Below are 24009 nucleotides of genomic sequence, written 5' to 3'. Positions count from 1 at the left end.
TGCCGCCCATGAGTGGTCAGAGCACGACACGTACGGCTTCCGGCGGCGGCTCGGGCACCGCCCGCTCGGCCGGCCGGACCGGGCAGCGCCTGTCCGGCCTGGCCGTGACCCTGGGGCTGGTGCTGTTCCTCGGCGGGTTCGCCTGGGGAGCGGTGGTGTACCGGCCGTACACCGTGCCCACCCCGTCCATGGCGCCGACGATCGACGCCGGGGACCGCGTGCTGGCCGAGCGCATCGACGGCGGCGACGTCCGCCGCGGTGACGTCGTCGTCTTCACGGACACCACATGGGCGGACGTTCCCCTCATCAAGCGGGTGGTCGCCGTCGGCGGCGACACGGTCTCCTGCTGCCGGGACGGGAAGCTGAAGGTCAACGGCGAGGCGATCGAGGAGCCGTACCTCGGCGGGGGCGCGGCGGCCGAGTTCGGCGCCTTCCCCGAGGTGACCGTGCCGGAGGGACGCCTCTTCCTGCTCGGTGACGAGCGCGCCGGGTCGGTCGACTCCACGGCCCATCTGACCGACGCCGCCGGCGGCACCGTCTCCCGCGACGCGGTACGGGCCCGGGTCGACGCCGTGGTCTGGCCGATGGACGGCATGCTGACGGCACCCACCGGATTCGAGCGGCTGGGCGACCTCTCCTCACCCGGCCCGCTGCGGACGGTCGTGGCGATGGTGATCGCCGGTGCCGTGCTCGTGCTGGGCGGTGCCGCGTACGGTCCGCTCGCCCAGCGGGCGGCGGGTTCCCGCGCCCGGGCGAACACGGGGTCCGCCGGTGGCCGCTGACCCGGTGCCCCCGCGGCCGGCCGTCGCCGGGCCGGCTCCGGCGGCCGAGGACTCCTACCGGGGCGGACTGCGCAGAGTCTCCCGGGTCGTCCTGCTCGACCCGCAGGACCGCATCCTGCTGCTGCACGGCCACGAACCGGACGACCCGGCCGACGACTGGTGGTTCACGCCCGGGGGCGGTGTGGAGGGCGACGAGACCCGTGAACAGGCCGCACTGCGGGAACTCGCGGAGGAGACCGGCATCACGCGGGTCGAACTGGGGCCGGTGCTGTGGCGGCGGCGGTGCTCCTTCCCGTTCGCGGGGCGCCGCTGGGACCAGGACGAGTGGTACTACCTGGCCCGGACCACCCAGACGGCGACCGCGGCCACGGCGCTGACCGAGCTGGAGCGGCGCAGTGTCGCCGGTGCGCGCTGGTGGACGTACCCGGAACTGGCCCGGGCGCATGAGACGGTGTATCCGACCAGACTCGCCGAGCTGCTGCGCACTCTGCTCGACGAAGGTCCCCCGGCCGGACCCGTGACCCTGGACACCGAAATCGTCTAGGTACTCCCGGGACTGGCGCACAATGGTGGGATCGCACGGCTGAAGGGGAACATGCCATGAGCGCCGAGGACCTCGAGAAGTACGAGACCGAGATGGAGCTGAAGCTCTACCGGGAGTACCGCGATGTCGTCGGTCTGTTCAAATACGTGATCGAGACCGAGCGGCGCTTCTATCTGACCAACGACTACGAGATGCAGGTGCACTCGGTCCAGGGCGAGGTGTTCTTCGAGGTGTCCATGGCGGATGCCTGGGTCTGGGACATGTACCGGCCGGCCCGGTTCGTGAAGCAGGTGCGCGTCCTCACGTTCAAGGACGTGAACATCGAGGAGCTCAACAAGAGCGACCTGGAGCTTCCGGGCGGGTGACCGGACGTCTAGTGCGGTTGATCCGGGGCTCTCCTGCGGTTGATCCGGAGCCCTCGCGCGGGTGAGGGAGTTGTCCACAACCGCTGAGTTGCCCACCAAGATCCACTGCGTGGGGCGGGATGCGTGACGGTTGGCGCCGGAGGTGGTGCCGACATGAACGCACAACGGGCACGCAGTGCACTCGGCAGGTACGGCGAGACACTGGCCGCACGCCGGCTGACCGAGGCCGGGATGACGGTGCTGCAGCGCAACTGGCGCTGTGGCAGGACCGGCGAGATCGACATCGTGGCCAGGGACGGGGACGCCCTGGTCGTCTGCGAGGTGAAGACCCGCAGGGCAGGCCCCTACCAGCACCCCATGGCGGCCGTCACACCGGCCAAGGCCGAGCGCCTGAGGGACCTCGCCGCACGCTGGCTGCAGGAACACGGGGGAGCACCGCCCGGCGGGGTCCGCATCGACCTGGTCGGCGTCGTACTGCCCACCCGCGGCGCACCCGTCGTCGAGCACGTCCGGGGGGTGGCCTGACATGGGGTTCGCCCGTACGTGCTCGGTGGCGCTGGTGGGCGTCGAGGGCGTGGTCGTGGAGGTCCAGGCCGACCTGGAACCGGGCGTCGCCGCCTTCACGCTGGTGGGGCTGCCGGACAAGAGCCTGACGGAGAGCCGGGACCGGGTCAGGGCCGCCGTGGTCAACTCCGGCGGTGAATGGCCGCAGAAGAAACTCACCGTGGGGCTCAGCCCGGCCTCGGTGCCGAAGGCCGGCAGCGGATTCGATCTCGCGGTCGCCTGCGCGGTGCTCGGTGCCGCCGAGCGGATCGATCCACGGGTGCTCGCCGACATCGTCATGATCGGCGAACTGGGACTGGACGGACGGGTGCGGCCGGTGCGCGGCATCCTGCCGGCGGTGCTGGCCGCGGCCGACGCCGGCTACGAGCAGGTGGTGGTGCCGGAGTGCGCCGCCGCCGAGGCCTCACTGGTGCCGGGCGTGTCCGTGCTCGGCGTGCGGAGCCTGCGCCAGCTGATCGCGGTGCTCACCGACGAGCCCGTGCCCGACGAGGAGACCGAGGAGCCGGAGCGCCCCGACCCACTGCTCGCCGGACTGCGCGTCCCCGGCACCGGGGCGGCCACCGCGATGCACAGTGCCGACGCGACCCGGCACGACCAGGGCCATGACCTCGCGGACGTCGTGGGCCAGCTCTCGGCGCGGACGGCGGCGGAGGTGGCCGCGGCCGGCGGACACCACCTCTTCCTGGAGGGCCCGCCCGGCGCCGGCAAGACGATGCTCGCCGAGCGGCTGCCGTCGATCCTGCCGCCGCTGGACCGGCAGGCGTCGCTGGAGGTGACGGCCGTGCACTCGGTGGCGGGGCTGCTGCCACCGGGCAAGCCCCTGATCGACGTGGCCCCCTACTGCGCCCCGCACCACTCGGCCACGATGCAGGCACTCGTCGGGGGCGGGCCGGGGACGGCACGGCCGGGGGCGGTGTCCCTCTCCCATCGAGGCGTGCTTTTTCTTGACGAGACGCCCGAGTTCAGCAGCCGGGCCCTGGACGCCCTGCGCCAGCCGCTGGAGGCCGGACACGTGGTCATCGCGCGCAGCGCCGGTGTCGTCCGCTTCCCGGCGCGCTTCCTGATGGTGCTGGCCGCCAACCCCTGCCCGTGCGGGCGCTTCTCCCGGACGCACGAGCAGTGCGAGTGCCCGCCCTCGGCGATCCGCCGCTACCAGGCCCGCCTGTCCGGGCCGCTGCTCGACCGGGTCGACCTGCGGGTCGAGGTCGACCGGGTCACCCGTAGGGAACTCACGGCGAGCGGTGCCCGCGGCGAGACCACCGCCACGGTCGCCGACCGGGTGCGGACGGCGCGGGAACGCGCGGCGGCCCGCCTCACCGGCACTCCGTGGCGCACCAACAGCGAGATCCCCGGACGGGAACTGCGCAGCCGCTGGCACGCCGCCCCCGGCGCCATGGACGAGGCCGAGCGCAGCCTCGAGCGGGGAGCGCTCACCGCACGGGGACTCGACCGGGTGCTGCGGGTCGCCTGGACCGTCGCCGACCTGACCGGCCACGACCGGCCCGACGCCGGGGACGTGGCCCTCGCCCTGCAGTTGCGCACCGGCGTCCCGCGCGGTGTGCCGATGGCCATCGGGGCGACGGCATGAGCCCCGCGGCCGGACCGGAGGACGACCTGCTCGACCGGATCTTCCTCACCCGGGTCGTCGAGCCGGGTGACGAGACCTGCGGGCGCTGGATGCGGGAACGGGGCGTGGGCGCGGTGGTCAGGAGGTTACGGGAGCGGGGCGAGCCGCTGCCCGGGGTGAGCGGCAAGCGGTGGGCCGGGCTGCTCGCCCGGGCCGCGGCGGCCGAACCGCACAGGGACCTCGCCGCCGCGCGCGACGCCGGGGCGCGGTTCGTGTGCCCCGGAGCCGCCGACTGGCCCCGGCAGCTCGACGACCTGGGCGACGCGCGTCCCGTCGGGCTGTGGGTGCGCGGAAGCGCGGACCCGCGGATGTGGGCGCTGCGCTCGGTCGCCGTCGTCGGCGCCCGCGCCTGCACGGAGTACGGCGCGCACATGGCCGCCACCCTCGCGGCCGGCCTCGCCGAACGCGGCTGGGTCGTGGTCTCCGGCGGCGCCTACGGAATCGACGGCGCCGCCCACCGCGGCGCGCTCGGCTCCGGCGGTGCCACCGTCGCCGTCCTCGCCAGCGGAGTCGACCGGCCCTACCCGCGCGGACACACCGGGCTCATCGCCAGGATCGCCGAACAGGGGCTGGTGATCGGAGAACTGCCGCCGGGCGAGCACCCGACACCGAGCAGGTTCATCCTCCGCAACCGGGTGATCGCCGCGCTCACCCGGGGCACCGTGGTCGTCGAGGCCGCCCACCGCAGCGGCTCGCTGGTGACCGTCAGGGCGGCCCGGCGCCTGGGACGGCACACGATGGGAGTGCCGGGGCCGGCCACCAGCGGGCTCTCCGCCGGGGTGCACGAACTGCTGCGCCAGGACGCGGTCCTGGTCACCGATGCCGCCGAGGTCGTCGAGCTGGTCGGCGACATGGGCGAGCTCGCGCCGGAACGCCGGGGGCCGGTACTGCCCCGGGACCTGCTGGACCCGGCCGGCCGCCAGGTCCTCGCCGCGCTGCCGGCCCGTGGAGCGGCCCGGCCGGAGGAGGTCGCGCGCGCCGCGCAGACCACCCCGGACGACGCCGTCGCGAGACTGTACGAACTACGAGCACTTGGTTACGTCGAACGACACGGCGACGGCTGGAAGTTGACGCGCCAGGCGATGATCTCGGTCCGCGATGACCCCGCTCCTCGCTGACGCAGCGTGTTCGGCCGTCCGGGGGAACCCCGACACGCCCTGGAAAACACGTCAGTTGGGGTGTCCGGGTGATGACGCAGAGCGACGGGTGTGCAGCGGCGGGGCGGCCCCCTGAACGAATCCACGCAGGGTCCTACCTCGCTTCTTCGCACACCGCGACGCCACAGTCACGCTACGCTCACGAGGATCCCGACACGGACAGGCAACTCGACATCGGACAGACGGCGCACCCAGGCAGCACCAGTCCACGGCAGAACGGCACAAGGCGACGAATGCCCCAGCACACCTCCGGGTCCGACCGGGCGGCGATCCCCCCAGCCGCCCGCGACGGTGGCAGCGTGCGGCCGCCCGCTCCCTCGACGCTCGACGAGCTGTGGCGGTCGTACAAGGCGACGGGGGACGAACGGCTGCGGGAGCAACTGATCCTGCACTACTCGCCGCTGGTGAAATACGTCGCCGGCCGGGTCAGCGTGGGGCTGCCGCCCAATGTCGAGCAGGCGGACTTCGTCTCCTCCGGGGTCTTCGGGCTGATCGACGCGATCGAGAAGTTCGACGTCGACCGGGAGATCAAGTTCGAGACGTACGCGATCACCCGCATCCGCGGCGCGATGATCGACGAACTGCGCGCGCTGGACTGGATCCCGCGCTCGGTGCGGCAGAAGGCGCGCAACGTGGAGCGCGCCTACGCCACGCTGGAGGCGCGGCTGCGCCGCACACCGTCGGAGAGCGAGGTCGCCGGCGAGATGGGCATCACGGTGGCCGATCTGCACGCGGTTTTCAGCCAGTTGTCACTGGCGAACGTCGTCGCCCTGGAGGAGCTGCTGCACGCCGGGGGCGACAACGGCGATCAGCTCAGCTTCATGGACACCCTGGAGGACACCGCTGCCGACAACCCGGTGGAGGTGGCCGAGGACCGGGAGCTGCGCAGGTTCCTGGCACGCGCCATCAACACGCTGCCGGAACGCGAGAAGACCGTCGTCACGCTCTACTACTACGAAGGCCTCACCCTCGCCGAGATCGGCAACGTGCTCGGCGTGACCGAGAGCCGCGTCAGCCAGATCCACACCAAGTCCGTGCTCCAGCTCCGCGCGAAGCTGGCGAGTTTCGGCCGCTGACCCGGACGGCGCGGACCCGGCCGATCCCCTGGCCGCGGTGGGCGGGGCGTCCGTACAGTGGTCGACGTGCCAAGGATTCGAGCGGCCTCCGTGGCCGAGCACCGGTCGATGCAGCGAGCCGCCCTGCTGGACGCGGCACGCTCCCTGCTGTCCGAGGGCGGTACGGAGGCGCTGACCTTTCCGGCCCTCGCCGAGCGCACCGGCCTCGCGCGCTCGTCCGTCTACGAGTACTTCCGCTCGCGGGCCGCTGTGGTCGAGGAGCTGTGCGAGGTCGACTTCCCGGTCTGGGCGGCCGAGGTCGAGGCGGCGATGGCGGCCGCCGACGGCGGCGAGGCCAAGATCGAGGCGTATGTGCGCAAGCAGCTGGAACTGGTGGGGGACCGGCGGCACCGCGCCGTGGTCGCCATCTCCGCGAGCGAGCTCGACGCCAACGCGCGGGAGAAGATCCGCGCGGCGCACGGCGGGCTCATCGCGATGATCGTCGACGCCCTGGGCGACCTCGGGCACGCCCAGCCCCGTCTAGCGGCGATGCTGCTCCAGGGCGTGGTCGACGCGGCCGTCCGCCGGATCGAGCTGGGAGCGGCGGAACACCCGGACGCCGTCACGGAGGCGGCGGTCTCCATGGCCCTCAGGGGCGTGAGGGGCTGACGGCCGAGGGGCCGCGAGGGGCGTGCGCCCCTCAGTGTGCGCGGGTCGTCGTGCGGTTCTCCTCGGTGCCGCGCAGCCTCGACCGCCGACCGTTCGGCATGGCTGTTTCCGGCCATCGGAGGCGGTCGCCGGGGTGCGGGGTATGGGCAGCTGTCGCGGACCCCGCGCGGGTCCGGGCCCGTGGCGGCCGTGACTCGTTCGCCGGGCCGGTGCGGGTGGTGGGCAGGGCTCATCGCGGCAGCGGTACCCCCAGCACCGGCAGCAGTCTCGACGGGCCGCGGTGCAGCAGCCACGGTGGGAGCAGGGTGAGCGGGTCCAGGTACACGTCGCCCCGCAGCAGGCCCCAGTGCACGCACGCGGCCGGGCAGTGGGAGCCGGTCGGCTCCACCGTGCCGACCACCTCGCCCGCCGTCACCTCGGCGCCCTCGGTGACGGACGCGCGGACCGGCTCGTAGGTGGTGCGCAACGGGGGATCACCCGTGCCCGTCAGTTCCACCGACACCACGCCCCTTCCGGCCACCCGTCCGGCGAACGAGACACGGCCGGCCGCCACCGCCCGTACCGGCGTCCCCGGCGCAGCCGCCAGGTCCACGCCCCGGTGCCCGCGCCCGTACGCCGTCGCCGGCGGCTCCCAGCCCCGCAGCACCCGCGGCCGCGACCCCACGGGCCACGCCCGCCCCAGGGCCGGCGTCGCACCGTCCTCGGCCGCGGGGGCCACGGCCGGCGTCGCACCGTCCTCGCCGGCCCGGGCCACCGCCGGTGTCGCACTGCCGTCGCCCGCGCGGACCACCGCCGGTGTCGCGGCGTCCTCGTCCGGCCTCCCCGCGGCCGGTGCCGCGCCGTCCTCGCCCGTCGGGGGCGTCGCCAGGAGGCGGGACGGGGGTGGGGACAGGAGTGCCGTCAGGGTCAGGACCACCAGCAGCACCAGCCGGGCACAGGCCCGCACGCAACGGCCCGCTCGCATCGCTCGTGTCGCTCGCATGACGAGAAGCGTTCCGGAAAGTCGCGATCACTGCCCGGACCTGTGGACCACCACCCACGTTGTGGACAACGGCGTCACCCGGCGGTCCGCGGGTCCCGTACACTTCTGGTGGCGACCCGGGCCACCGGGTCGACTTCGCACGCCCCGACATCTGGGCCGGTCACGGCCGGAACCCGGATGCCAGCGCCCCTCGGTCCTTCGTGGCAACGGCGCGTCGTGGGCGTCAGGCGCGGAAGCCGTCCGGCATCCGCGGCACAACCGAGAAATTCAAGGAGATACGGCCATGGCCGTCGTCACGATGCGGGAGCTGCTGGAAAGCGGCGTCCACTTCGGTCACCAGACCCGTCGCTGGAACCCGAAGATGAAGCGCTTCATCTTCACCGAGCGCAACGGCATCTACATCATCGACCTGCTCCAGTCGCTGTCGTACATCGACCGCGCCTACGAGTTCGTCAAGGAGACCGTCGCCCACGGCGGCACGGTCATGTTCGTCGGCACGAAGAAGCAGGCGCAGGAGGCCATCGCGGAGCAGGCCACCCGCGTCGGCATGCCCTTCGTGAACCAGCGCTGGCTGGGCGGCATGCTCACCAACTTCTCGACCGTCTACAAGCGTCTGCAGCGCCTCAAGGAGCTCGAGCAGATCGACTTCGAGGACGTGGCCGCCTCCGGCCTCACCAAGAAGGAGCTGCTGGTCCTCTCCCGCGAGAAGGCCAAGCTGGAGAAGACCCTCGGCGGTATCCGCGAGATGCAGAAGGTGCCCAGCGCCGTCTGGATCGTGGACACCAAGAAGGAGCACATCGCGGTCGGCGAGGCCCGGAAGCTCAACATCCCGGTCGTCGCCATCCTCGACACCAACTGTGACCCCGACGAGGTCGACTACAAGATCCCGGGCAACGACGACGCGATCCGCTCCGTCACCCTGCTCACCCGCGTGATCGCCGACGCCGTGGCCGAGGGCCTCATCGCCCGCTCCGGTGTCGCCACCGAGGGCAAGGGCGAGAAGGCCGCGGGCGAGCCGCTGGCCGAGTGGGAGCGCGACCTGCTCGAGGGCGAGAAGAAGGCCGAGGAGGCCGCTCCGGCCGCCGCCGAGGGCGAGAAGCCGGCCGAGGCCCCTGCTGAGGAGGCCCCCGCTGAGGAGGCCCCCGCCGCCGAGGCCGCTCCGGCCGCCGAGGCCGAGCAGGCCTGACCGCTCCGTCAGAGCCGATGACGGCGGGAGCGGTGACACCTCGTCCGCTCCCGCCGTTCACCCGTAGGTCGGTGGCGCGTCGGGCACCTGCCCTCAAGTAGGTCCTGACCCCGCGGATCTCCGATCCTCCAGACTTCGAGAAAGATTCACAGACTCATGGCGAACTACACCGCCGCCGACGTCAAGAAGCTCCGGGAGCTCACCGGCGCCGGCATGATGGACTGCAAGAAGGCCCTGGACGAGGCCGACGGCAACGTCGAGAAGGCCGTCGAGGCGCTCCGCATCAAGGGCCAGAAGGGCGTCGCCAAGCGCGAGGGCCGCTCCGCCGAGAACGGCGCCGTGGTCTCGATCATCGCCGACGACAACTCCTCCGGTGTCCTGGTCGAGCTGAAGTGCGAGACGGACTTCGTCGCCAAGGGTGACAAGTTCCAGGCCGTGGCCAAGGCCATCGCCGAGCACGTCGTCAAGACCGCCCCGGCCGACCTCGAGGCCCTGCTCGCCTCCGAGATCGAGGCCGGCAAGACCGTCCAGGCGTTCGTGGACGAGGCCAACGCCAACCTGGGCGAGAAGATCGTCCTGGACCGCTTCGCCCAGTTCACCGACGGCTACGTGACGGCGTACATGCACCGCACGATGCCCGATCTGCCGCCGCAGATCGGTGTGCTCGTCGAGCTCGACAAGCCGAACGCGGAGATCGCCAAGGGCGTCGCCCAGCACATCGCCGCCTTCGCGCCGAAGTACCTCTCCAAGGAGGACGTGCCGGCCGAGGTCATCGAGTCCGAGCGTCGCATCGCCGAGGAGACCACCCGCGCCGAGGGCAAGCCCGAGGCCGCGATCGCCAAGATCGTCGAGGGTCGCGTCAACGGCTTCTTCAAGGACGCCACCCTGCTCGGCCAGCCCTACGCGCTGGACAACAAGAAGTCCGTCCAGAAGGTCCTGGACGAGGCCGGTGTCACCCTGAAGCGCTTCACGCGCATCAAGGTCGGCATCTGAGTCCGTACCGCGACGGGCGCGCGACCCCGATAGGGTCGACAGCAGTCGCCCGGACACGCGCGCACACGCGCGCGCGTGCCGTGGGACAGCAGATCTGACGAGGAGGCCATTGCCGCATGGGATGCGAAACACGCCCCGACGGCAATGGCCTTCTTCGTATGTGCAACACGTGAAAGAGGCGGGATCCGACGATGACCACCAAGGCTGAGAAGAGCGACGACGGCAAAGTACGCGGCCGGTTTCTGCTGAAGCTGTCCGGAGAGGCCTTTTCCGGGGGCGGGGGCCTGGGCGTCGACCCCGACGTGGTGCACGCCATCGCACGCGAGATCGCGGCCGTCGTACGGGACGGCGCGGAGATCGCGATCGTCATCGGCGGCGGCAACTTCTTCCGCGGCGCGGAACTCCAGGTGCGGGGCATGGACCGGGCCCGCTCGGACTACATGGGCATGCTCGGCACGGTGATGAACTGCCTCGCACTCCAGGACTTCCTGGAGAAGGAGGGCGTCGACTGCCGCGTGCAGACCGCCATCACCATGGGGCAGGTCGCCGAGCCCTACATCCCGCTGCGCGCCGTGCGGCACCTGGAGAAGGGCCGTGTGGTCATCTTCGGCGCCGGTATGGGCATGCCGTACTTCTCCACCGACACCACCGCCGCCCAGCGCGCCCTGGAGATCGACGCCGAGGCGCTGCTCATGGGCAAGAACGGGGTGGACGGGGTCTACGACTCGGACCCGAAGACCAACCCGGACGCCGTGAAGTTCGACGCGCTCGGCTACGGCGAGGTCATCACCCGGGACCTGAAGGTCGCCGACGCCACGGCCGTCACGCTCTGCCGGGACAACAGCCTCCCGATCGTCGTCTTCGAGCTCCTGAAGGCGGGCAATATCGCCCGCGCCGTCAAGGGTGAGAAGATCGGCACGCTGGTGGGTGACCAAGCCGGTCGCGACTGACCGGGGGATGGACAATGTCCTGCCGGTCGGGAACCGTGCAGGAAGAAGACGCGACGCAGCCGGCCGCCCCGACAGGGAACAGCAGCCGGGCCTACTCAAGACACGCAGGAGCAAGTGGTGATCGAAGAGACCCTCCTCGAGGCCGAGGAGAAGATGGAGAAGGCCGTCGTGGTCGCCAAGGAGGACTTCGCCGCGATCCGCACCGGCCGTGCGCACCCGGCGATGTTCAACAAGATCGTGGCCGACTACTACGGCGCGCCGACGCCGATCAACCAGCTGGCCTCGTTCTCCGTGCCCGAGCCGCGCATGGCCGTGGTGACCCCGTTCGACAAGAGCGCGCTGCGCAACATCGAGCAGGCGATCCGTGACTCCGACCTGGGCGTCAACCCGAGCAACGACGGCAACATCATCCGGGTGGTGTTCCCCGAGCTGACCGAGGAGCGCCGCCGCGACTACATCAAGGTCGCCAAGGGCAAGGGCGAGGACGCCAAGGTGTCCATCCGCTCCGTGCGCCGCAAGGCGAAGGACGCCATCGACAAGCTGATCAAGGACGGCGAGGTCGGCGAGGACGAGGGCCGCCGCGCGGAGAAGGAGCTCGACGACACCACGGCGAAGTACGTCGCCCAGGTGGACGAGCTCCTGAAGCACAAGGAAGCGGAGCTGCTCGAGGTCTGATGAACGACTCTTCCTGGGGGGCGCCGCAGACCGGGTACTGGGGGCCGTCCGACCACGGACCCGGCCGGGGGGCTGCCCCGGCGGGTCCCGCGTACGATGCGCACTACGCGCAGCAGACTCGCCCCATGCCCATCGTGCCCGACGTACCCGAACACGGCGGTGACCAGGAGGTGGACCGAGGGGCCGCTCGGCTGAGCGGCCCCCTGTTCCGAGACGAGCCGACGCGGGCCCGCCCCCTGCCGGGGGAGGTGCCGCAGAATCCGGAGCCCATGCCCGACGCCCCGCAGCCGGCACCCGCGCAGCACAAGAAGAGCGCCGGGCGCGACCTCGGTGCCGCGATAGGCGTCGGCGTCGGACTCGGTGCGGTGATCGTCGCGTCGCTGTTCGTCGTCAAGGCCGTCTTCGTCGGCGTGATCGCCGTCGCCGTCGTGGTGGGCCTGTGGGAGCTGACCAAGCGGCTGGAGGAGCGCAAGGGCATCAAGGCGCCCCTCGTGCCGCTCGCGCTCGGCGGTGCGGCCATGGTCGTCGCCGGGTACGCCCGGGGGGCCGAGGGTGCCTGGGTCGCCATGGCGCTCACCGCGCTGGCGGTGCTGGCGTGGCGTATGACGGCACCCCCCGAGGGTTACCTCAAGGACGTCACGGCGGGGCTCTTCGCGGCGTTCTACGTGCCGTTCCTGGCCACCTTCGTCGCCCTGCTGCTGACGGCCGACGACGGTGCCTGGAGGGTGCTGACCTTCCTGGTGCTGACGGTCGTCAGCGACACCGGCGCCTACGCCGTCGGCTGGCGGTTCGGCAAGCGCAAGCTCGCCCCGCGCATCAGTCCCGGCAAGACCCGCGAGGGCCTGCTCGGCGCGGTGGCGTTCGCGATGGCGGCGGGCGCCCTGTGCATGGAGTTCCTGATCGACGGCGGCAGTTGGTGGCAGGGCCTGCTGCTGGGCCTCGCGGTCGCCGCCAGCGCCACGCTCGGCGACCTGGGCGAGTCCATGATCAAGCGGGACCTCGGCATCAAGGACATGGGCACCCTGCTCCCGGGGCACGGCGGCATCATGGACCGCCTGGACTCCCTGCTGCCGACGGCACCGGTGGTCTGGCTGCTGCTGGTGATCTTCGTGGGGTCCGGCTGACCGACGCCCGGCCCGTGTGAGGTCCGCGAGCTTTTCGCACGTCCGAGCCCCCGTCCCGCGCTGGGACGGGGGCTCGCTCGTGTGCCGGGGGCGACCGTGGCGCCGTACCGCCGGAGGGTGGGACGATGGGCGGACAAGCCCGGCAGGGCTCCCTGGAAGGGAGTCACCGTGTCCACGATCCGACGCACGATCGTCGTCGACCGCACCCCGGACGACGTCCACGCCTATGCCACCGACCCCTCCCACCTGCCCGAATGGCAGCTCAGCGCGGTGTCCGCCCAGCCGCTGGAGGACGGCCCCGTCCACACCGGCTCCCGCGTCCGCGTCACCCGCCGCATCGGCGCCCGGGAGATCCCGACGACCATGGAGTACACCGAGTACGACCCACCGCGCAGCTGGGGCATGCGCGGCCTCGACGGCCCGGTCAGGGCCCGGGTGCACGGCGAGATCGAACCGCTCGCCGAGGGGAGCCGCTCGCGGCTGACCCTGGAGATCGACTTCGAGGGCCACGGCCTCGGCAGGGCCCTCGTCCCGCTGGTCGTCCGCCCCCAGGCCCGTAAGGAGCTCCCCCGCAACGAGCGAGCCCTGAAGGACCGCCTGGAGCACATCGGCGAATAGCCGGGGCCGCGAGCCCCGGCCCCGGCGGAAGCGGCGGCCGTGGTCACCCGAGTGGATCTGCGACACTGGTACAGCCATGCCTAAGCCCGGAGAACTCACATTCGTCGCGCCGCGCGGAGCCAAGAAGCCGCCGCGGCACCTTGCCGATCTCACGCCCGCCGAGCGCAAGGAGGCGGTCGCGGCGGCCGGTGAGAAGCCGTTCCGCGCCAAGCAGCTGTCCCAGCACTACTTCGCGCGGTACGCGCACGACCCGGAGCAGTGGACCGACATCCCGGCCGGCTCGCGCGGCAAGCTCCAGGAGGCGCTGCTTCCCGAGCTGATGACGGTCGTGCGGCACCTGTCGACCGACCAGGGCACCACCCGCAAGACGCTGTGGAAGCTGTTCGACGGCACGCTCGTGGAGTCCGTGCTCATGCGCTACCCGGACCGGGTGACCATGTGCATCAGCTCGCAGGCGGGCTGCGGCATGAACTGCCCGTTCTGCGCGACCGGGCAGGCGGGACTCGACCGCAACCTGTCCACCGCCGAGATCGTGCACCAGATCGTGGACGGGATGCGGGCCCTCAGGGACGGCGAGGTCCCGGGCGGTCCGGCGCGGCTGAGCAACATCGTGTTCATGGGCATGGGCGAGCCGCTCGCCAACTACAACCGGGTCGTCGGCGCCATCCGCCGCCTCACCGACCCCGAGCCGGACGGGCTCGGACTGTCCCAGCGCGGGATCACCGTGTCGACGGTCGGGCTCGTCCCGGCGATCCACCGGTTCTCCGACGAGGGCTTCAAGTGCCGTCTCGCGATCTCGCTGCACGCCCCCGACGACGAGCTGCGCGACACCCTCGTCCCCGTGAACACGCGGTGGCAGGTGCGCGAGGTGCTGGACGCCGGGTTCGAGTACGCGGCCAGGTCCGGGCGGCGGCTGTCCATCGAGTACGCGCTCATCCGGGACATCAACGACCAGGCGTGGCGGGGTGACCGGCTCGGGCGGCTGCTCAAGGGGCGGCCCGTGCACGTCAACCTCATCCCGCTCAACCCCACCCCCGGCTCCAAGTGGACCGCCTCCCGGCCCGAGGACGAGAAGGCGTTCGTCGAGGCGATCGCCGCGCACGGCGTGCCGGTGACGATCCGGGACACCCGGGGTCAGGAGATCGACGGGGCATGCGGTCAGCTCGCCGCGAGCGAGCGGTAATGTGACCCGTGTAAGCACATCTTCATATTCCGACAGGGGAGCGCCACAGCGCTGAGAGTGCGGCACCGGCCGCAGACCCTCCGAACCTCGCCCAGGTCATTCTGGGTAGGGAGATCGGTCATCACTCGAGCTGTTGCGCCCTGCCCGGGACACCGCACCGGTGTCCCGGGCAGGGCCGCGTCTCTTCCTGGTCACTCCAGGAGGAATCCAGTGGGCATAACCAAGAAGGTCACCGTCCTCGCCGTCGGGCTGGGGCTGGTCACCCTGTCCGCGTGCGGGTCGTCCGGCGACGACGGCGGCGCGGACGGCGGCGGGTCCAAGACCGTGACCCTCGTCAGTCACAACTCGTGGGCCGCGTCCAAGGACGTGATCGCCGCCTTCGAGAAGCAGTCCGGCTACAAGGTCGAGGTCCTCGAGGACGGCGACGCCGGACAGGCCGTCAACAAGGCCATCCTGACCAAGGACAACCCGCAGGGCGACGTCCTCTTCGGCGTCGACAACACCCTGCTCTCGCGCGCCCTCGACAACGGGCTGTTCCAGCCCTACGAGGCGAAGGACGCCGACCTGATCCTCGACGAGTTCCGCGTGGACGGGGACCGGCACCGGGTGACGCCCGTCGACACCGGCGACATCTGCGTCAACTACGACAAGGAGTGGTTCAGCGAGCACGACCTGACCCCGCCGAAGACCTTCGACGACCTGGTCGACCCCCGGTACAAGGACCTCCTCGTCGTCGAGAACGCCTCCACCTCCTCGCCCGGCCTCGGCTTCCTGCTCGGCACCGCCGCGAAGTACGGCGACGACGGCTGGGCGGACTACTGGAAGAAGCTCAAGGCCAACGGCGTGAAGGTGGTCGACGGCTGGGAGCAGGCCTACAACGAGGAGTTCTCCGGCTCGGCCGGCGGCAAGCAGGCCAAGGCCGACCGTCCGCTGGTGGTGTCCTACGCCTCCTCGCCGCCCGCCGAGGTGATCTACGCCGACCCGAAGCCGGACACGGCGCCCACCGGTGTCGCCGAGGGCACCTGCTTCCGGCAGGTCGAGTACGCCGGACTGCTGAGCAACGCGAAGAACCCCGAGGGCGGCAAGGCACTGCTCGACTTCCTCATCAGCAAGCCGTTCCAGGACGACATGCCGCTCAACATGTTCGTGTACCCGGTGCGCGAGGCCGCCCAGGTGCCCGAGGAGTTCGAGAAGTTCGGGCCGCGGGCGAAGGACCCGGAGACCATGGACCCGGCGAGGATCGCCGACAACCGTGACCAGTGGGTCAAGTCGTGGACCTCGCTCGTACTGAAGTGACGCGGGCCGCGGCGACACGGCGCGGGAGCGCGGCGCGGCTCGGCCTGATGGCCGTGCCCGTCGCGTTCTTCGCCGTCTTCTTCGCCTATCCCGTCACCGCGATCGTCGCGCGCGGACTGAAGGCCGACGGGACGTGGCGGCTCGGGCGGATCGGGGACGTCCTGGCGCAGTCCGACGTCCGGCAGGTCCTGTGGTTCACCACCTGGCAGGCCCTCGTCTCCACCGCCCTCACCCTGCTGGTCGCGCTGCCCGGCGCGTACGTGTTCGCCCGTTTCGCGTTCCCGGGCAAGCAGCTGCTGCGGGCCGTGGTCACCGTGCCGTTCGTGCTGCCGACGGTCGTGGTCGGCACGGCGTTCATGGCGCTCGTCGGACGCGGCGGACTGCTCGACGAGCTGTGGGGCGTACGGCTGGACACCACCGTGTGGGCGATCCTGCTCGCGCACGTCTTCTTCAACTACGCCGTGGTCGTACGGACCGTGGGCGGGCTCTGGTCCCAGCTCGACCCGCGGCAGGAGGAGGCGGCGCGGATGCTGGGCGCCTCCCGGTTCGCGGCCTGGCGGACCGTCACCCTGCCCGCGCTCGCGCCCGCCGTGGCCGCCGCCGCGCTGATGGTCTTCCTGTTCACCTTCACCTCCTTCGGAGTGGTGCAGATCCTCGGCGGGCCCACCTTCTCCACCCTGGAGGTGGAGATCTACCGGCAGACCTCCGAGATCTTCGACCTGTCCACCGCCGCCGTCCTGACGATGATCCAGTTCGTCGCGGTGGGCGCCATCCTCGCCCTGCACGCCTGGACCGTGCGGCGCCGGGAGACCGCGCTGCGGCTGGTCGACGCCGGGGCGACCGCGCGCCGCCCGCGCGGCGCCGGGCAGTGGGCGCTGCTCGCCGGGGTCGTCGCCACCGTCGCCGTGCTGCTCCTGCTGCCGCTCGCGGTGCTGGTGCAACGGTCCTTCGCCGGCGCGGGCCTCGGCTACTACCGGGCGCTGACCCGTGAGGACGGGGGAGTGTTCCTCGTCCCGCCCGTCGAGGCGGTCGGCAACTCGCTGCGGTACGCCGTCGCCGCCACCGCCATCGCCGTACTGATCGGCGGCCTCGCCTCCGTCGCGCTGACCCGGCGGGACGCGGGCCGGCTGGTGCGCGGGTTCGACGTGCTGCTGATGCTGCCGCTCGGCGTGTCCGCGGTGACCGTCGGCTTCGGTTTCCTGATCGCCCTCGACGAGCCGCCGCTGGACCTGAGGGCCTCCTGGATCCTGGTCCCGCTCGCGCAGGCGCTGGTCGGCGTCCCGTTCGTCGTACGGACCATGCTGCCGGTGCTGCGGGCCGTGGACGTACGGCTGCGGGAGGCGGCGGCGGTGCTCGGGGCGTCGCCGTGGCGGGCGTGGCGGGAGGTGGACCTGCCGCTGGTGCGGCGGGCGCTGCTGATCGCGGCCGGGTTCGCCTTCGCCGTGTCGCTCGGGGAGTTCGGCGCGACGGTGTTCATCGCGCGGCCGGACAACCCGACGCTGCCGGTCGCGGTGGCGCGGCTGCTGGGGCGGCCCGGGGACCTCAACTACGGGCAGGCGATGGCCCTGTCGACGATTCTGATGATCGTGTGCGCGGTGGCGCTGCTCGTGCTGGAGCGGCTGCGGACCGACCGGACCGGGGAGTTCTAGATGCTGCTGAGCCTGGAGGGCGCGACCGTCCGCTTCGGCGGGCGGGCCGTGCTGGACGCCGTCGGCCTGGGGGTCGCCGAGCACGAGATCGTGTGCGTGCTCGGGCCCAGCGGCAGCGGCAAGTCCACGCTGCTGCGGGCGGTGGCCGGGTTGCAGCCCCTGGACTCCGGGCGGGTCCTGCTCGACGGACGCGACCAGGCGGGGGTGCCCGCGCACCGGCGGGGGGTGGGGCTGATGTTCCAGGACCACCAGCTGTTCCCGCAGCGGGACGTGGGCGGGAACGTCGCCTTCGGGCTGCGCATGCACGGCGCCTCCCGGGGCGAACAGGCCGCGCGGGTGCGGGAGTTGCTGGAGCTCGTGGGACTGCCGGGGGCGGCCGGGAGGGCCGTCGCCGCGCTGTCCGGCGGTGAGCAGCAGCGGGTGGCGCTGGCCCGCGCCCTCGCGCCGAGTCCCCGTCTGCTCATGCTCGACGAGCCCCTCGGCCAGCTCGACCGCTCGCTCAGGGAACGCCTCGTCGTCGAACTGCGCGAGCTGTTCGGCCGACTGGGCACCACCGTGCTCGCCGTGACGCACGACCAGGGCGAGGCGTTCGCGCTGGCCGACCGGGTGGTGGTGATGCGGGACGGGCGGATCGCCCAGTCCGGCACGCCGCTGGAGGTGTGGCAGCGGCCGGCCGACGCGTTCGTGGCCCGTTTCCTCGGCTTCGAGAACGTGGTCGAGGCGATGGTCGCGGACGGGGTCGCGGTGACCCCCTGGGGCAAGGTGCCCGTGCCCGAGGACGCCCCGCAGGGCACGCGGACGCTCCTCGTCCGCCCCGCCGGTGTCCGCCTGGTCCCGGCCGGGGAGGGCCTGCGCTGCACGGTCGCCGCCCGCACCTTCCGGGGCACCCATGTGGCGGTCCGCCTCCGGCCCGAGGACGCGCCGCGCCTGGAGGCGGCCTGCGCGCTCAGGGCCGCCCCGGAGACCGGGGCCGAGGTCGGGGTGGAGTTCGACGCGGCGGAAATCGTGGTGCTGGAGTGAGCGTCCCTTTCCTAGGGTGAGCGGCATGACCCGTCTGCCGCACGACCGCTACTGCGACGAGATCGACCGTCAGGTGGAGAGGTTCGGGACGGTACTGGCCTCCGGGGCCGACCTGTCCGCCACCGTGCCGACCTGCCCGGACTGGACGCTGGAGGAACTGGTCCTGCACGTCGGGGAGGCCCTGCGCTGGGTGGACCTGCTCGTGCGCACCCGGGCCCGCGAGGACGTCCCCGTCGCGCGGGTGCCAGGCGCGTCGGGGCCCGGGGTCCGAGGGGACGCCGCCGCCCTGGAGGAGTGGCTGGCGCAGTCCGGTGCGGCGGTCGTCGCCGCGCTGCGGGAGGCCGGGCCCACGGCGCCCGTCTGGTCGTGGGCCGGGGACTCCACCGCCGGATTCTGGGCCCGCCGGATGACGCACGAACTCGTCGTCCACCACGCGGACGCCGCGCTCGCCGCGGGCCACCCCCTCGGCACCGTCCCGGCCGACGTCGCCGCGGACGCGGTGGACGAGTGGCTGTGGATCGTGCGGTTCGTCCAGCGGAACCTGCCCGACCGGCCGACGGGCGAGCTGCGCCTGCCCGGCCGGTCGCTCCACCTGCACGCCACCGACGCCGACCCCGCCCTGGACGCCGAGTGGCTGATCGAGCTGACCGAGGACGGCATCGCCTGGCGCCGCGGCCACGCCGGGGCCACCGTCGCCCTGCGCGGTCCGCTCACCTCCGTGCTCCTCGCCTTCTACCGCAGGCTGCCGCTGGACGCGCCCGGGCTGGAGGTGCTCGGCGACCGGAAGCTGCTGGAGTTCTGGCTGGAGCGGGCGTCGTTCGGCTGAACCGCCGGCATACGGAAGCGGCCCGCCCCCCGGAGGGGACGGGCCGCCGCGCTGCTGCCGTGAGGCGTCAGCCCTCGGACTTCGCGCCCCGGCGGCGCATGCCGAAGAAGACCGCGCCACCGCCGGCCACGACCAGGGCGGCCGCGACACCGGCGATCAGACCGGTGTTGGAGTCGGCGCCGGTCTCGGCGAGGTTGGACTCACCGGCGGGGGACGGCGCGTTGCTCGCGGTGTCCGCCGGAGGGGTGCTCTCGCTCTCCGGCTCCGACTCCGACGGGGCCGGGGTGGCGGGCGGCTGCTCGGCGGGGGCCGTCTCCGTCGGGGTGCTGGGCGTCGGAGTCGGGGTCTCCTCCTCCGGCTTCTCGCACGCCGTCGCCGGCGTGGTCAGGTCCGGCTTGATGTCCTCGTCGACGTAGGGCTTGGCCTCGACGTGGATGCGGTACTGGGCGTTGGGCTGCCAGTCCTCCTCGAAGGTGATGGTGGTGCCCTCACGGGTGCCCTTGACCACCTGCTCGCCGATCTTCTCCTCGGCGCCGTTGTTCTTGAGGAACACGGTGATGGTCGCGGGGACACCGGCCGGGTCCACGTCGGTGACGGTGATGACACCCTTCTCACCGTCGCACTTGGCCTCGGCCGAGAATTCGTTGATGTTGCAGGCCGCGGCGTTGCCGGCCACGCCGAGGGCGAGGGCGGCCGACGCGGAGACGACACCGAGGGCGCGCACGGAACGCGCGACGGTGCGGCGGGATACGGACAGAACTGCCACGTTTGTCCTTTACGTGAAGACGCAAATGCGGGGGGTTGAGGGAGAGTTGATGAACCATCAGCACTCCCGTGTGACACTCACATCTATAAGCGCCACATAAGTAGTGTCAACGCATATGCCCACCGCGCACCGGAGCTTTGCCTTCTTATTAACCGGCGAGACGTTTCAACGCCTCCGGAGCCTCCTCGATTCGGTCAACCAGTGCGATTCGAGCCTCCATCGACCGCTCCCGGGCGAGCGAGCGCAGCAGCGGCCAGGCCGGCAGCCTCTCGGTCCAGTGGGCCCGGTTCACCAGCACCATGGGCGTGGGCTCGCCCCGCGACTCGTAGTAGTTCGGCGTCGCGTTGTCGAAGACCTCCTGTACGGTCCCGGCGGCGCCCGGCAGGAAGACGACCCCCGCGTTGCAGCGGGCCAGCAGGCCGTCCTCGCGGGTGGCGTTGGCGAAGTACTTCGCGATGTGGGAGGCGAAGGCGTTCGGCGGCTCGTGGCCGTAGAACCAGGTGGGGATGCCGATCGAGTGGTTGCCCTTCGGCCAGCGGGAGCGCACCTCGAAGGCGGCGCGCGCCCAGTCGGTGACCGACGGCGTGAACGACGGTGCCGCGGCGAGGAGTTCGCAGGCGGCGTCCAGCATCTCCGCGTCGTACGGGGCGGCGTAGGCGCCGAGGTTCGCCGCCTCCATCGCGCCCGGGCCGCCGCCGGTGGCGACCGTGAACCCGGCGTGGGTCAGCGCCCGGCCGAGCCGGGCGGCCCCGCGGAACTCCTCGGTGCCGCGGGCCATCGCGTGGCCGCCCATCACGCCCACGACCCGGGCCCCGCGCAGGAGTTCGTCGAGGGCGTCGGACATGGAGTCGTCGTGGACCGCGCGCAGCATGGAGGCGAAGACGTCGCCGTCGGTCCTGGTCCGCTGGAACCAGGCGTAGGCCAGCGCGTCGGGGGTCGCCTCGTAGCCCTTGTCGAGCGAGGCGAACAGGTCACCGGGCGTGTAGAGGTGCCCCCGGTAGGGGTCGAAGGGCAGGCCCGGGACGGGCGGGAGGACCAGGGCGCCGTCGCCGCGGAGCTTCTCCGCCGCGTCCGGACGCATCCGGCAGCCGAGGAAGACGGCCTCGGAGGTGTCGGTGGTGAGCAACTCCCGTGTCCGGTCCGTCAGATCGACGGCCTGGACGCGGAATCCGGAGAGCGTGCCGCGGGCGGAGACGATCGCGTCGAACTCCTCGATCGTCTCTATCTCGCGGTCCCCGTGATGGGCGGCATGGGCGGGACTCGTCTGCACCCGCCCATGCTAGGACCTGTCGCCGCTCAGCCCTCGATCGCGGCCGGGTCCATCCACACGACCTCCCAGGTGTGGCCGTCGAGGTCGTCGAAGGCGCGCCCGTACATGAAGCCGTGGTCCTGCGTCTCGCCGGTGTCCGAGCCGCCCGCCGCCACGGCCTTCTCCACCAGCTCGTCGACCTTCTCGCGGCTCTCGGCGCTCAGCGCCAGCATGACCTCGCTGCTCTTCGTGGCGTCCACGATCTCCTTCTTCGTGAACTCCGCGTACTTCGGCCGGGTCAGCAGCATCGCGAAGATCGTGTCACTGATCACCACGGACGCGGCGGTCTCGTCGCTGAACTGCTCGTTGATCGAGTAGCCGAGCCCGGTGAAGAACTTCTTCGACGCCTCGAGGTCGTTGACGGCCAGGTTCACGAAGATCATCTGCTGGTACATGGCGGGGCCTCTCCCGTTCGTTCCATCGTGTACGTGGGGGTAGACCGGGGGCCCGAGCGGAACTCATCGGCCCGCGAGGATCTTTTTCGCACCGGCTTTCGCACCGGCTTTCGCACCGGCTTCCGTGCCGGCTGTCGCACCGGTTCCGCACCGGTACGGCCCGCCGGCCCCGCCTCAGCCGGCCAGTGGCCAGGCCGACAGCTCGGCCACGGCCAGGGTCAGCGGCCCGAACAGCGCGAGCAGCGCGCCCGCGCGGAGCGCGGCGGCCCGGCGCAGCGTCGCCGTGGGCGCCCCGAGGCGCCGCAGCGCGGCGGTGGTGCCGGCCCGGGCCTGCTTGGCCTCGACGGCGGCCGTCAGCAGCGTCGCCACCGTGCAGCCGGCCACCAGCAGCACCCCGAGCGTGACGAGCGGCCCGGAGGAGGCGTCCCGGCCGTCCTGCACCGAGGCCATGGCGTACGCGGCCGAGATCACGGCGCACACCACGCCCAGCGGGCGGCCGACGCGGGAGGCCTCCGCCATGAGGACCCGCCCGGCCAGCAGCCGCAGGGCACCCGGGCGGACCGTCTGGAGGAGCCGGCCGCACAGATGGGTCAGGCCGGGACCGGCCAGGGCGAGCCCGACGGAGGCCAGGGCCAGCCCGAGCAGCGCGGCGGGCCGGTCGCCCGGGCTGCTCCCGGCGCCCGTGCGGCTCGCGAAGGCCTCCACGGCCAGCCCCGCCGCCAGCACCGCGATGCCCCAGGGCAGCCCGGCCGGCGCGGCGCTCGCTCCCGCCGGGGGGACGCCGGCCGGGGACTCCGCGCCGTCGTCCGCCGCGCCCTCCGGCACCGGTGCCGCCACCGCGGGGCGCCGGACGCGCGCCGCCGCGCCGAACTGCTTGCCGAACCGTCCGTACGCCCCGAAGGACTCCCGTACCGTCGTGCGCCGGTACGCGCCGAACCGCCCGTACGACCGTGCCGCCGGGGCCGCGCCCGCCCCCGGCTCGCGCGGCCGCAGGGCCACCGCGACCGCCGCCGACGCGCTCAGCGGCACCAGGGACAGCAGGGTCAGGGCGGCCGGGAGCGGCAGCGGCCGGCCGGCGGCGAGGAAGTCCGTCGCGGCACCGTCGAAGGGCATGCCGGTCAGGTCGCCGCGCAGATGGAGGAAGACGAGCAGGGCCAGCACCGAGCCCAGCGCGCAGGACAGGGCCGTGGTGGCCGCGGAGACCGCCATGAGACGGGCGGGACCGAGACCGACCGCCGACAGTCCGGGCCGGGGCCGGGTGCCCGGATCGGTGCGGGCGACCGCGATCGCGAAGTACACCGTGGCCGCCAGCGGGGCCGCGCACCAGGCCAGCCGGAGCGTCGAGGCGGCCGGGGTGTCCGGGTGGCCCAGGGCGTGGCCGAGGGCGCACAGCAGCAGGAAGCCCGTGCCCGCCGACGCGGCCGCGACCAGGAGGCGGCGCAGCTGGACGGCCGGATGGGCACTTCGGGTCAGACGGAGAGCGAGCACGCCGCCCGGCCTTCCGTCTCGGGCGTCCCGGAGACCGGGGGCAGGTGCACGGTGCGCACCCGCCGCCCGTCGAGCAGCGACACCGTGCGGTCGGCGAGGGCCGCGGTCCGGGCGTCGTGGGTCGCGAGGACCACGGTGATGCCGTGCGAGCGGGCCGCGGTGGTGAGGGTGCGCAGGACGTGCCCCCGGTCGACGCGGTACAGCGGGGCGGTGGGTTCGTCGGCGAACAGCACCGAGGGTGCCGGGGCGAGCGCACGGGCGATGCAGACCCGCTGCCGCTCCGCCTGCGTCAGCTCCCCGGGGTGCCTGCGGGCCCTGTCCCCGACGTCGAGGCGCTCCAGCCACTCCATGGCGGCGGTCTTGGCGCGGCGCCGGCCGGTGCCGCGCAGCATCAGCGGCAGGGCGGCGTTCTCCCAGACGTTCAGCTCGGGGACCAGTTCCGGCGCCGGGTCGACCCAGCCGAACCGGTCCCGGCGCAGCCGCTCGCGGGCCACGGGGCCCATGGTGTGCACGGGCACGCTGTTGAACCAGACCTCGCCGCTGCGGGCGGGCAGCAGGCCGGAGAGGCAGCGCAGCAGGGTCGTCTTGCCGCTCCCGCGCGGGCCGCCGACGGCGAGGATCTCGCCCTCCCGGACACCGAGCGAGACCCCGCTCAGGCCGGGTGAGCCGTCGTCGTACCGGAAGTGCAGGGCACGTGCCCAGAGCACGTCGTTGTCCGGTGGGGCCACCATGGCGTACACCTCGGTTCGGATCGGAAATGCCGTGCGCGATTCGTGAATTCCCCCG

At 72.5% G+C, this 24009-nt stretch carries 25 protein-coding genes; 19 read left to right on the top strand and 6 right to left on the bottom strand.

Translation table 11 applies throughout. From position 1 onward, the window contains the following. The first annotated feature begins 8 nt into the window (after positions 1-8). From lepB to FHX78_RS09425, 8 genes are all read left to right on the top strand, one after another. Positions 9-782 (top strand): signal peptidase I, encoded by a 774-nt coding sequence (gene lepB / locus FHX78_RS09460; protein WP_145867011.1) that lies wholly within the window; start codon positions 9-11, stop codon positions 780-782. A gap of 4 nt (positions 783-786) precedes the next feature. Next, on the top strand, positions 787-1326 hold the full coding sequence (locus FHX78_RS09455; RefSeq protein WP_145871810.1) for an NUDIX hydrolase: 540 nt from the start codon (positions 787-789) through the stop codon (positions 1324-1326). Between the two features lie 56 nt (positions 1327-1382). After that, positions 1383-1691 carry a DUF2469 domain-containing protein gene (locus tag FHX78_RS09450; RefSeq protein WP_003965949.1) on the top strand — a complete coding sequence of 103 codons (309 nt, stop codon included), beginning with the start codon at positions 1383-1385 and terminating at the stop codon, positions 1689-1691. A 123-nt stretch (positions 1692-1814) separates the two neighbouring features. Beyond that, positions 1815-2216: a YraN family protein gene (locus FHX78_RS09445; protein ID WP_145867010.1), complete on the top strand. Its 402-nt coding sequence runs from the start codon at positions 1815-1817 to the stop codon at positions 2214-2216. Between the two features lies 1 nt (position 2217). Then, complete coding sequence (locus tag FHX78_RS09440; protein WP_145867009.1) at positions 2218-3843, top strand: YifB family Mg chelatase-like AAA ATPase; 1626 nt, start codon at positions 2218-2220, stop codon at positions 3841-3843. Further along, positions 3840-5000, top strand: coding sequence for a DNA-processing protein DprA (dprA, locus tag FHX78_RS09435; protein WP_145867008.1), 1161 nt, complete (start codon positions 3840-3842; stop codon positions 4998-5000). The genes FHX78_RS09440 and dprA overlap by 4 nt, the downstream gene beginning before the upstream one ends. A 272-nt stretch (positions 5001-5272) precedes the next feature. After that, positions 5273-6115, top strand: coding sequence for an RNA polymerase sigma factor WhiG (gene whiG / locus FHX78_RS09430; protein WP_145867007.1), 843 nt, complete (start codon positions 5273-5275; stop codon positions 6113-6115). Between the two features lie 90 nt (positions 6116-6205). Beyond that, positions 6206-6763 carry a TetR/AcrR family transcriptional regulator gene (locus tag FHX78_RS09425; RefSeq protein ID WP_145871808.1) on the top strand — a complete coding sequence of 186 codons (558 nt, stop codon included), beginning with the start codon at positions 6206-6208 and terminating at the stop codon, positions 6761-6763. A 229-nt stretch (positions 6764-6992) separates the two neighbouring features. Here the strand turns inward: FHX78_RS09425 and FHX78_RS09420 are convergent, their stop codons facing one another. After that, the gene (locus tag FHX78_RS09420) at positions 6993-7481 is read right to left on the bottom strand and encodes a murein hydrolase activator EnvC family protein (RefSeq protein ID WP_229924183.1); all 489 of its coding nucleotides are present in this window, start codon (positions 7479-7481) and stop codon (positions 6993-6995) included. 547 nt (positions 7482-8028) lie between these two features. On the opposite strand from FHX78_RS09420, the gene rpsB reads away from it, so the two are divergent. From rpsB to FHX78_RS09365, 11 genes are all read left to right on the top strand, one after another. Then, the gene (gene rpsB, locus FHX78_RS09415; protein ID WP_145867006.1) at positions 8029-8931 is read left to right on the top strand and encodes a 30S ribosomal protein S2; all 903 of its coding nucleotides are present in this window, start codon (positions 8029-8031) and stop codon (positions 8929-8931) included. Between the two features lie 156 nt (positions 8932-9087). After that, entirely contained in the window at positions 9088-9924 is an 837-nt protein-coding gene (tsf, locus tag FHX78_RS09410; protein WP_145867005.1) for a translation elongation factor Ts, read from the top strand. A gap of 191 nt (positions 9925-10115) precedes the next feature. Further along, entirely contained in the window at positions 10116-10874 is a 759-nt protein-coding gene (gene pyrH / locus FHX78_RS09405; RefSeq protein WP_145867004.1) for a UMP kinase, read from the top strand. A 117-nt stretch (positions 10875-10991) separates the two neighbouring features. Beyond that, positions 10992-11549, top strand: a complete 558-nt coding sequence (gene frr / locus FHX78_RS09400; RefSeq protein ID WP_145867003.1) for a ribosome recycling factor — start codon at positions 10992-10994, stop codon at positions 11547-11549. Further along, positions 11549-12673 carry a phosphatidate cytidylyltransferase gene (locus tag FHX78_RS09395; RefSeq protein ID WP_145867002.1) on the top strand — a complete coding sequence of 375 codons (1125 nt, stop codon included), beginning with the start codon at positions 11549-11551 and terminating at the stop codon, positions 12671-12673. The genes frr and FHX78_RS09395 overlap by 1 nt, the downstream gene beginning before the upstream one ends. A 168-nt stretch (positions 12674-12841) precedes the next feature. Further along, positions 12842-13291, top strand: a complete 450-nt coding sequence (locus FHX78_RS09390) for an SRPBCC family protein (protein ID WP_145867001.1) — start codon at positions 12842-12844, stop codon at positions 13289-13291. Positions 13292-13367: 76 nt separating this feature from the next. Beyond that, a complete protein-coding gene (gene rlmN / locus FHX78_RS09385; protein ID WP_145867000.1) occupies positions 13368-14474 on the top strand; it encodes a dual-specificity RNA methyltransferase RlmN in 1107 nt (368 codons plus the stop codon). A gap of 210 nt (positions 14475-14684) precedes the next feature. Beyond that, positions 14685-15770 carry a thiamine ABC transporter substrate-binding protein gene (locus tag FHX78_RS09380; RefSeq protein WP_145866999.1) on the top strand — a complete coding sequence of 362 codons (1086 nt, stop codon included), beginning with the start codon at positions 14685-14687 and terminating at the stop codon, positions 15768-15770. 47 nt (positions 15771-15817) lie between these two features. Beyond that, a complete protein-coding gene (locus tag FHX78_RS09375) occupies positions 15818-17419 on the top strand; it encodes an ABC transporter permease (RefSeq protein ID WP_145866998.1) in 1602 nt (533 codons plus the stop codon). Further along, complete coding sequence (locus tag FHX78_RS09370; protein ID WP_145866997.1) at positions 17420-18439, top strand: ABC transporter ATP-binding protein; 1020 nt, start codon at positions 17420-17422, stop codon at positions 18437-18439. A gap of 25 nt (positions 18440-18464) precedes the next feature. Next, entirely contained in the window at positions 18465-19265 is an 801-nt protein-coding gene (locus FHX78_RS09365; protein WP_145866996.1) for a maleylpyruvate isomerase family mycothiol-dependent enzyme, read from the top strand. Positions 19266-19332: 67 nt separating this feature from the next. Here the strand turns inward: FHX78_RS09365 and FHX78_RS09360 are convergent, their stop codons facing one another. From FHX78_RS09360 to FHX78_RS09340, 5 genes are all read right to left on the bottom strand, one after another. After that, positions 19333-20031 carry an LAETG motif-containing sortase-dependent surface protein gene (locus FHX78_RS09360; protein ID WP_145866995.1) on the bottom strand — a complete coding sequence of 233 codons (699 nt, stop codon included), beginning with the start codon at positions 20029-20031 and terminating at the stop codon, positions 19333-19335. A 148-nt stretch (positions 20032-20179) separates the two neighbouring features. Further along, positions 20180-21301 (bottom strand): LOG family protein, encoded by a 1122-nt coding sequence (locus FHX78_RS09355; protein WP_145866994.1) that lies wholly within the window; start codon positions 21299-21301, stop codon positions 20180-20182. 26 nt (positions 21302-21327) lie between these two features. Beyond that, positions 21328-21735, bottom strand: coding sequence for a VOC family protein (locus FHX78_RS09350; RefSeq protein WP_145866993.1), 408 nt, complete (start codon positions 21733-21735; stop codon positions 21328-21330). Positions 21736-21909: 174 nt separating this feature from the next. Then, complete coding sequence (locus FHX78_RS09345; RefSeq protein ID WP_145866992.1) at positions 21910-23223, bottom strand: hypothetical protein; 1314 nt, start codon at positions 23221-23223, stop codon at positions 21910-21912. After that, complete coding sequence (locus FHX78_RS09340; protein ID WP_145866991.1) at positions 23205-23954, bottom strand: ABC transporter ATP-binding protein; 750 nt, start codon at positions 23952-23954, stop codon at positions 23205-23207. Before FHX78_RS09340 ends, FHX78_RS09345 begins: the two co-directional genes overlap by 19 nt. Positions 23955-24009: the final 55 nt, after the last annotated feature.

The sequence above is a fragment of the Streptomyces capillispiralis genome, assembly GCF_007829875.1.
Lineage (GTDB): Bacteria > Actinomycetota > Actinomycetes > Streptomycetales > Streptomycetaceae > Streptomyces > Streptomyces capillispiralis.
This window is presented reverse-complemented; position numbering and strand designations above follow the sequence as displayed.

What these genes read in the sequence shown, in the direction of transcription:
- lepB (WP_145867011.1), top strand. Translation starts at nt 9, where the DNA reads ATGAGTGGTCAGAGCACGACACGTACGGCTTCCGGCGGCGGCTCGGGC.
- FHX78_RS09450 (WP_003965949.1), top strand. Translation starts at nt 1,383, where the DNA reads ATGAGCGCCGAGGACCTCGAGAAGTACGAGACCGAGATGGAGCTGAAG.
- FHX78_RS09440 (WP_145867009.1), top strand. Translation starts at nt 2,218, where the DNA reads ATGGGGTTCGCCCGTACGTGCTCGGTGGCGCTGGTGGGCGTCGAGGGC.
- dprA (WP_145867008.1), top strand. Translation starts at nt 3,840, where the DNA reads ATGAGCCCCGCGGCCGGACCGGAGGACGACCTGCTCGACCGGATCTTC.
- whiG (WP_145867007.1), top strand. Translation starts at nt 5,273, where the DNA reads ATGCCCCAGCACACCTCCGGGTCCGACCGGGCGGCGATCCCCCCAGCC.
- rpsB (WP_145867006.1), top strand. Translation starts at nt 8,029, where the DNA reads ATGGCCGTCGTCACGATGCGGGAGCTGCTGGAAAGCGGCGTCCACTTC.
- tsf (WP_145867005.1), top strand. Translation starts at nt 9,088, where the DNA reads ATGGCGAACTACACCGCCGCCGACGTCAAGAAGCTCCGGGAGCTCACC.
- pyrH (WP_145867004.1), top strand. Translation starts at nt 10,116, where the DNA reads ATGACCACCAAGGCTGAGAAGAGCGACGACGGCAAAGTACGCGGCCGG.
- FHX78_RS09395 (WP_145867002.1), top strand. Translation starts at nt 11,549, where the DNA reads ATGAACGACTCTTCCTGGGGGGCGCCGCAGACCGGGTACTGGGGGCCG.
- rlmN (WP_145867000.1), top strand. Translation starts at nt 13,368, where the DNA reads ATGCCTAAGCCCGGAGAACTCACATTCGTCGCGCCGCGCGGAGCCAAG.
- FHX78_RS09375 (WP_145866998.1), top strand. Translation starts at nt 15,818, where the DNA reads ATGGCCGTGCCCGTCGCGTTCTTCGCCGTCTTCTTCGCCTATCCCGTC.
- FHX78_RS09370 (WP_145866997.1), top strand. Translation starts at nt 17,420, where the DNA reads ATGCTGCTGAGCCTGGAGGGCGCGACCGTCCGCTTCGGCGGGCGGGCC.
- FHX78_RS09365 (WP_145866996.1), top strand. Translation starts at nt 18,465, where the DNA reads ATGACCCGTCTGCCGCACGACCGCTACTGCGACGAGATCGACCGTCAG.
- FHX78_RS09350 (WP_145866993.1), bottom strand. Translation starts at nt 21,735, where the DNA reads ATGTACCAGCAGATGATCTTCGTGAACCTGGCCGTCAACGACCTCGAG.
- FHX78_RS09340 (WP_145866991.1), bottom strand. Translation starts at nt 23,954, where the DNA reads ATGGTGGCCCCACCGGACAACGACGTGCTCTGGGCACGTGCCCTGCAC.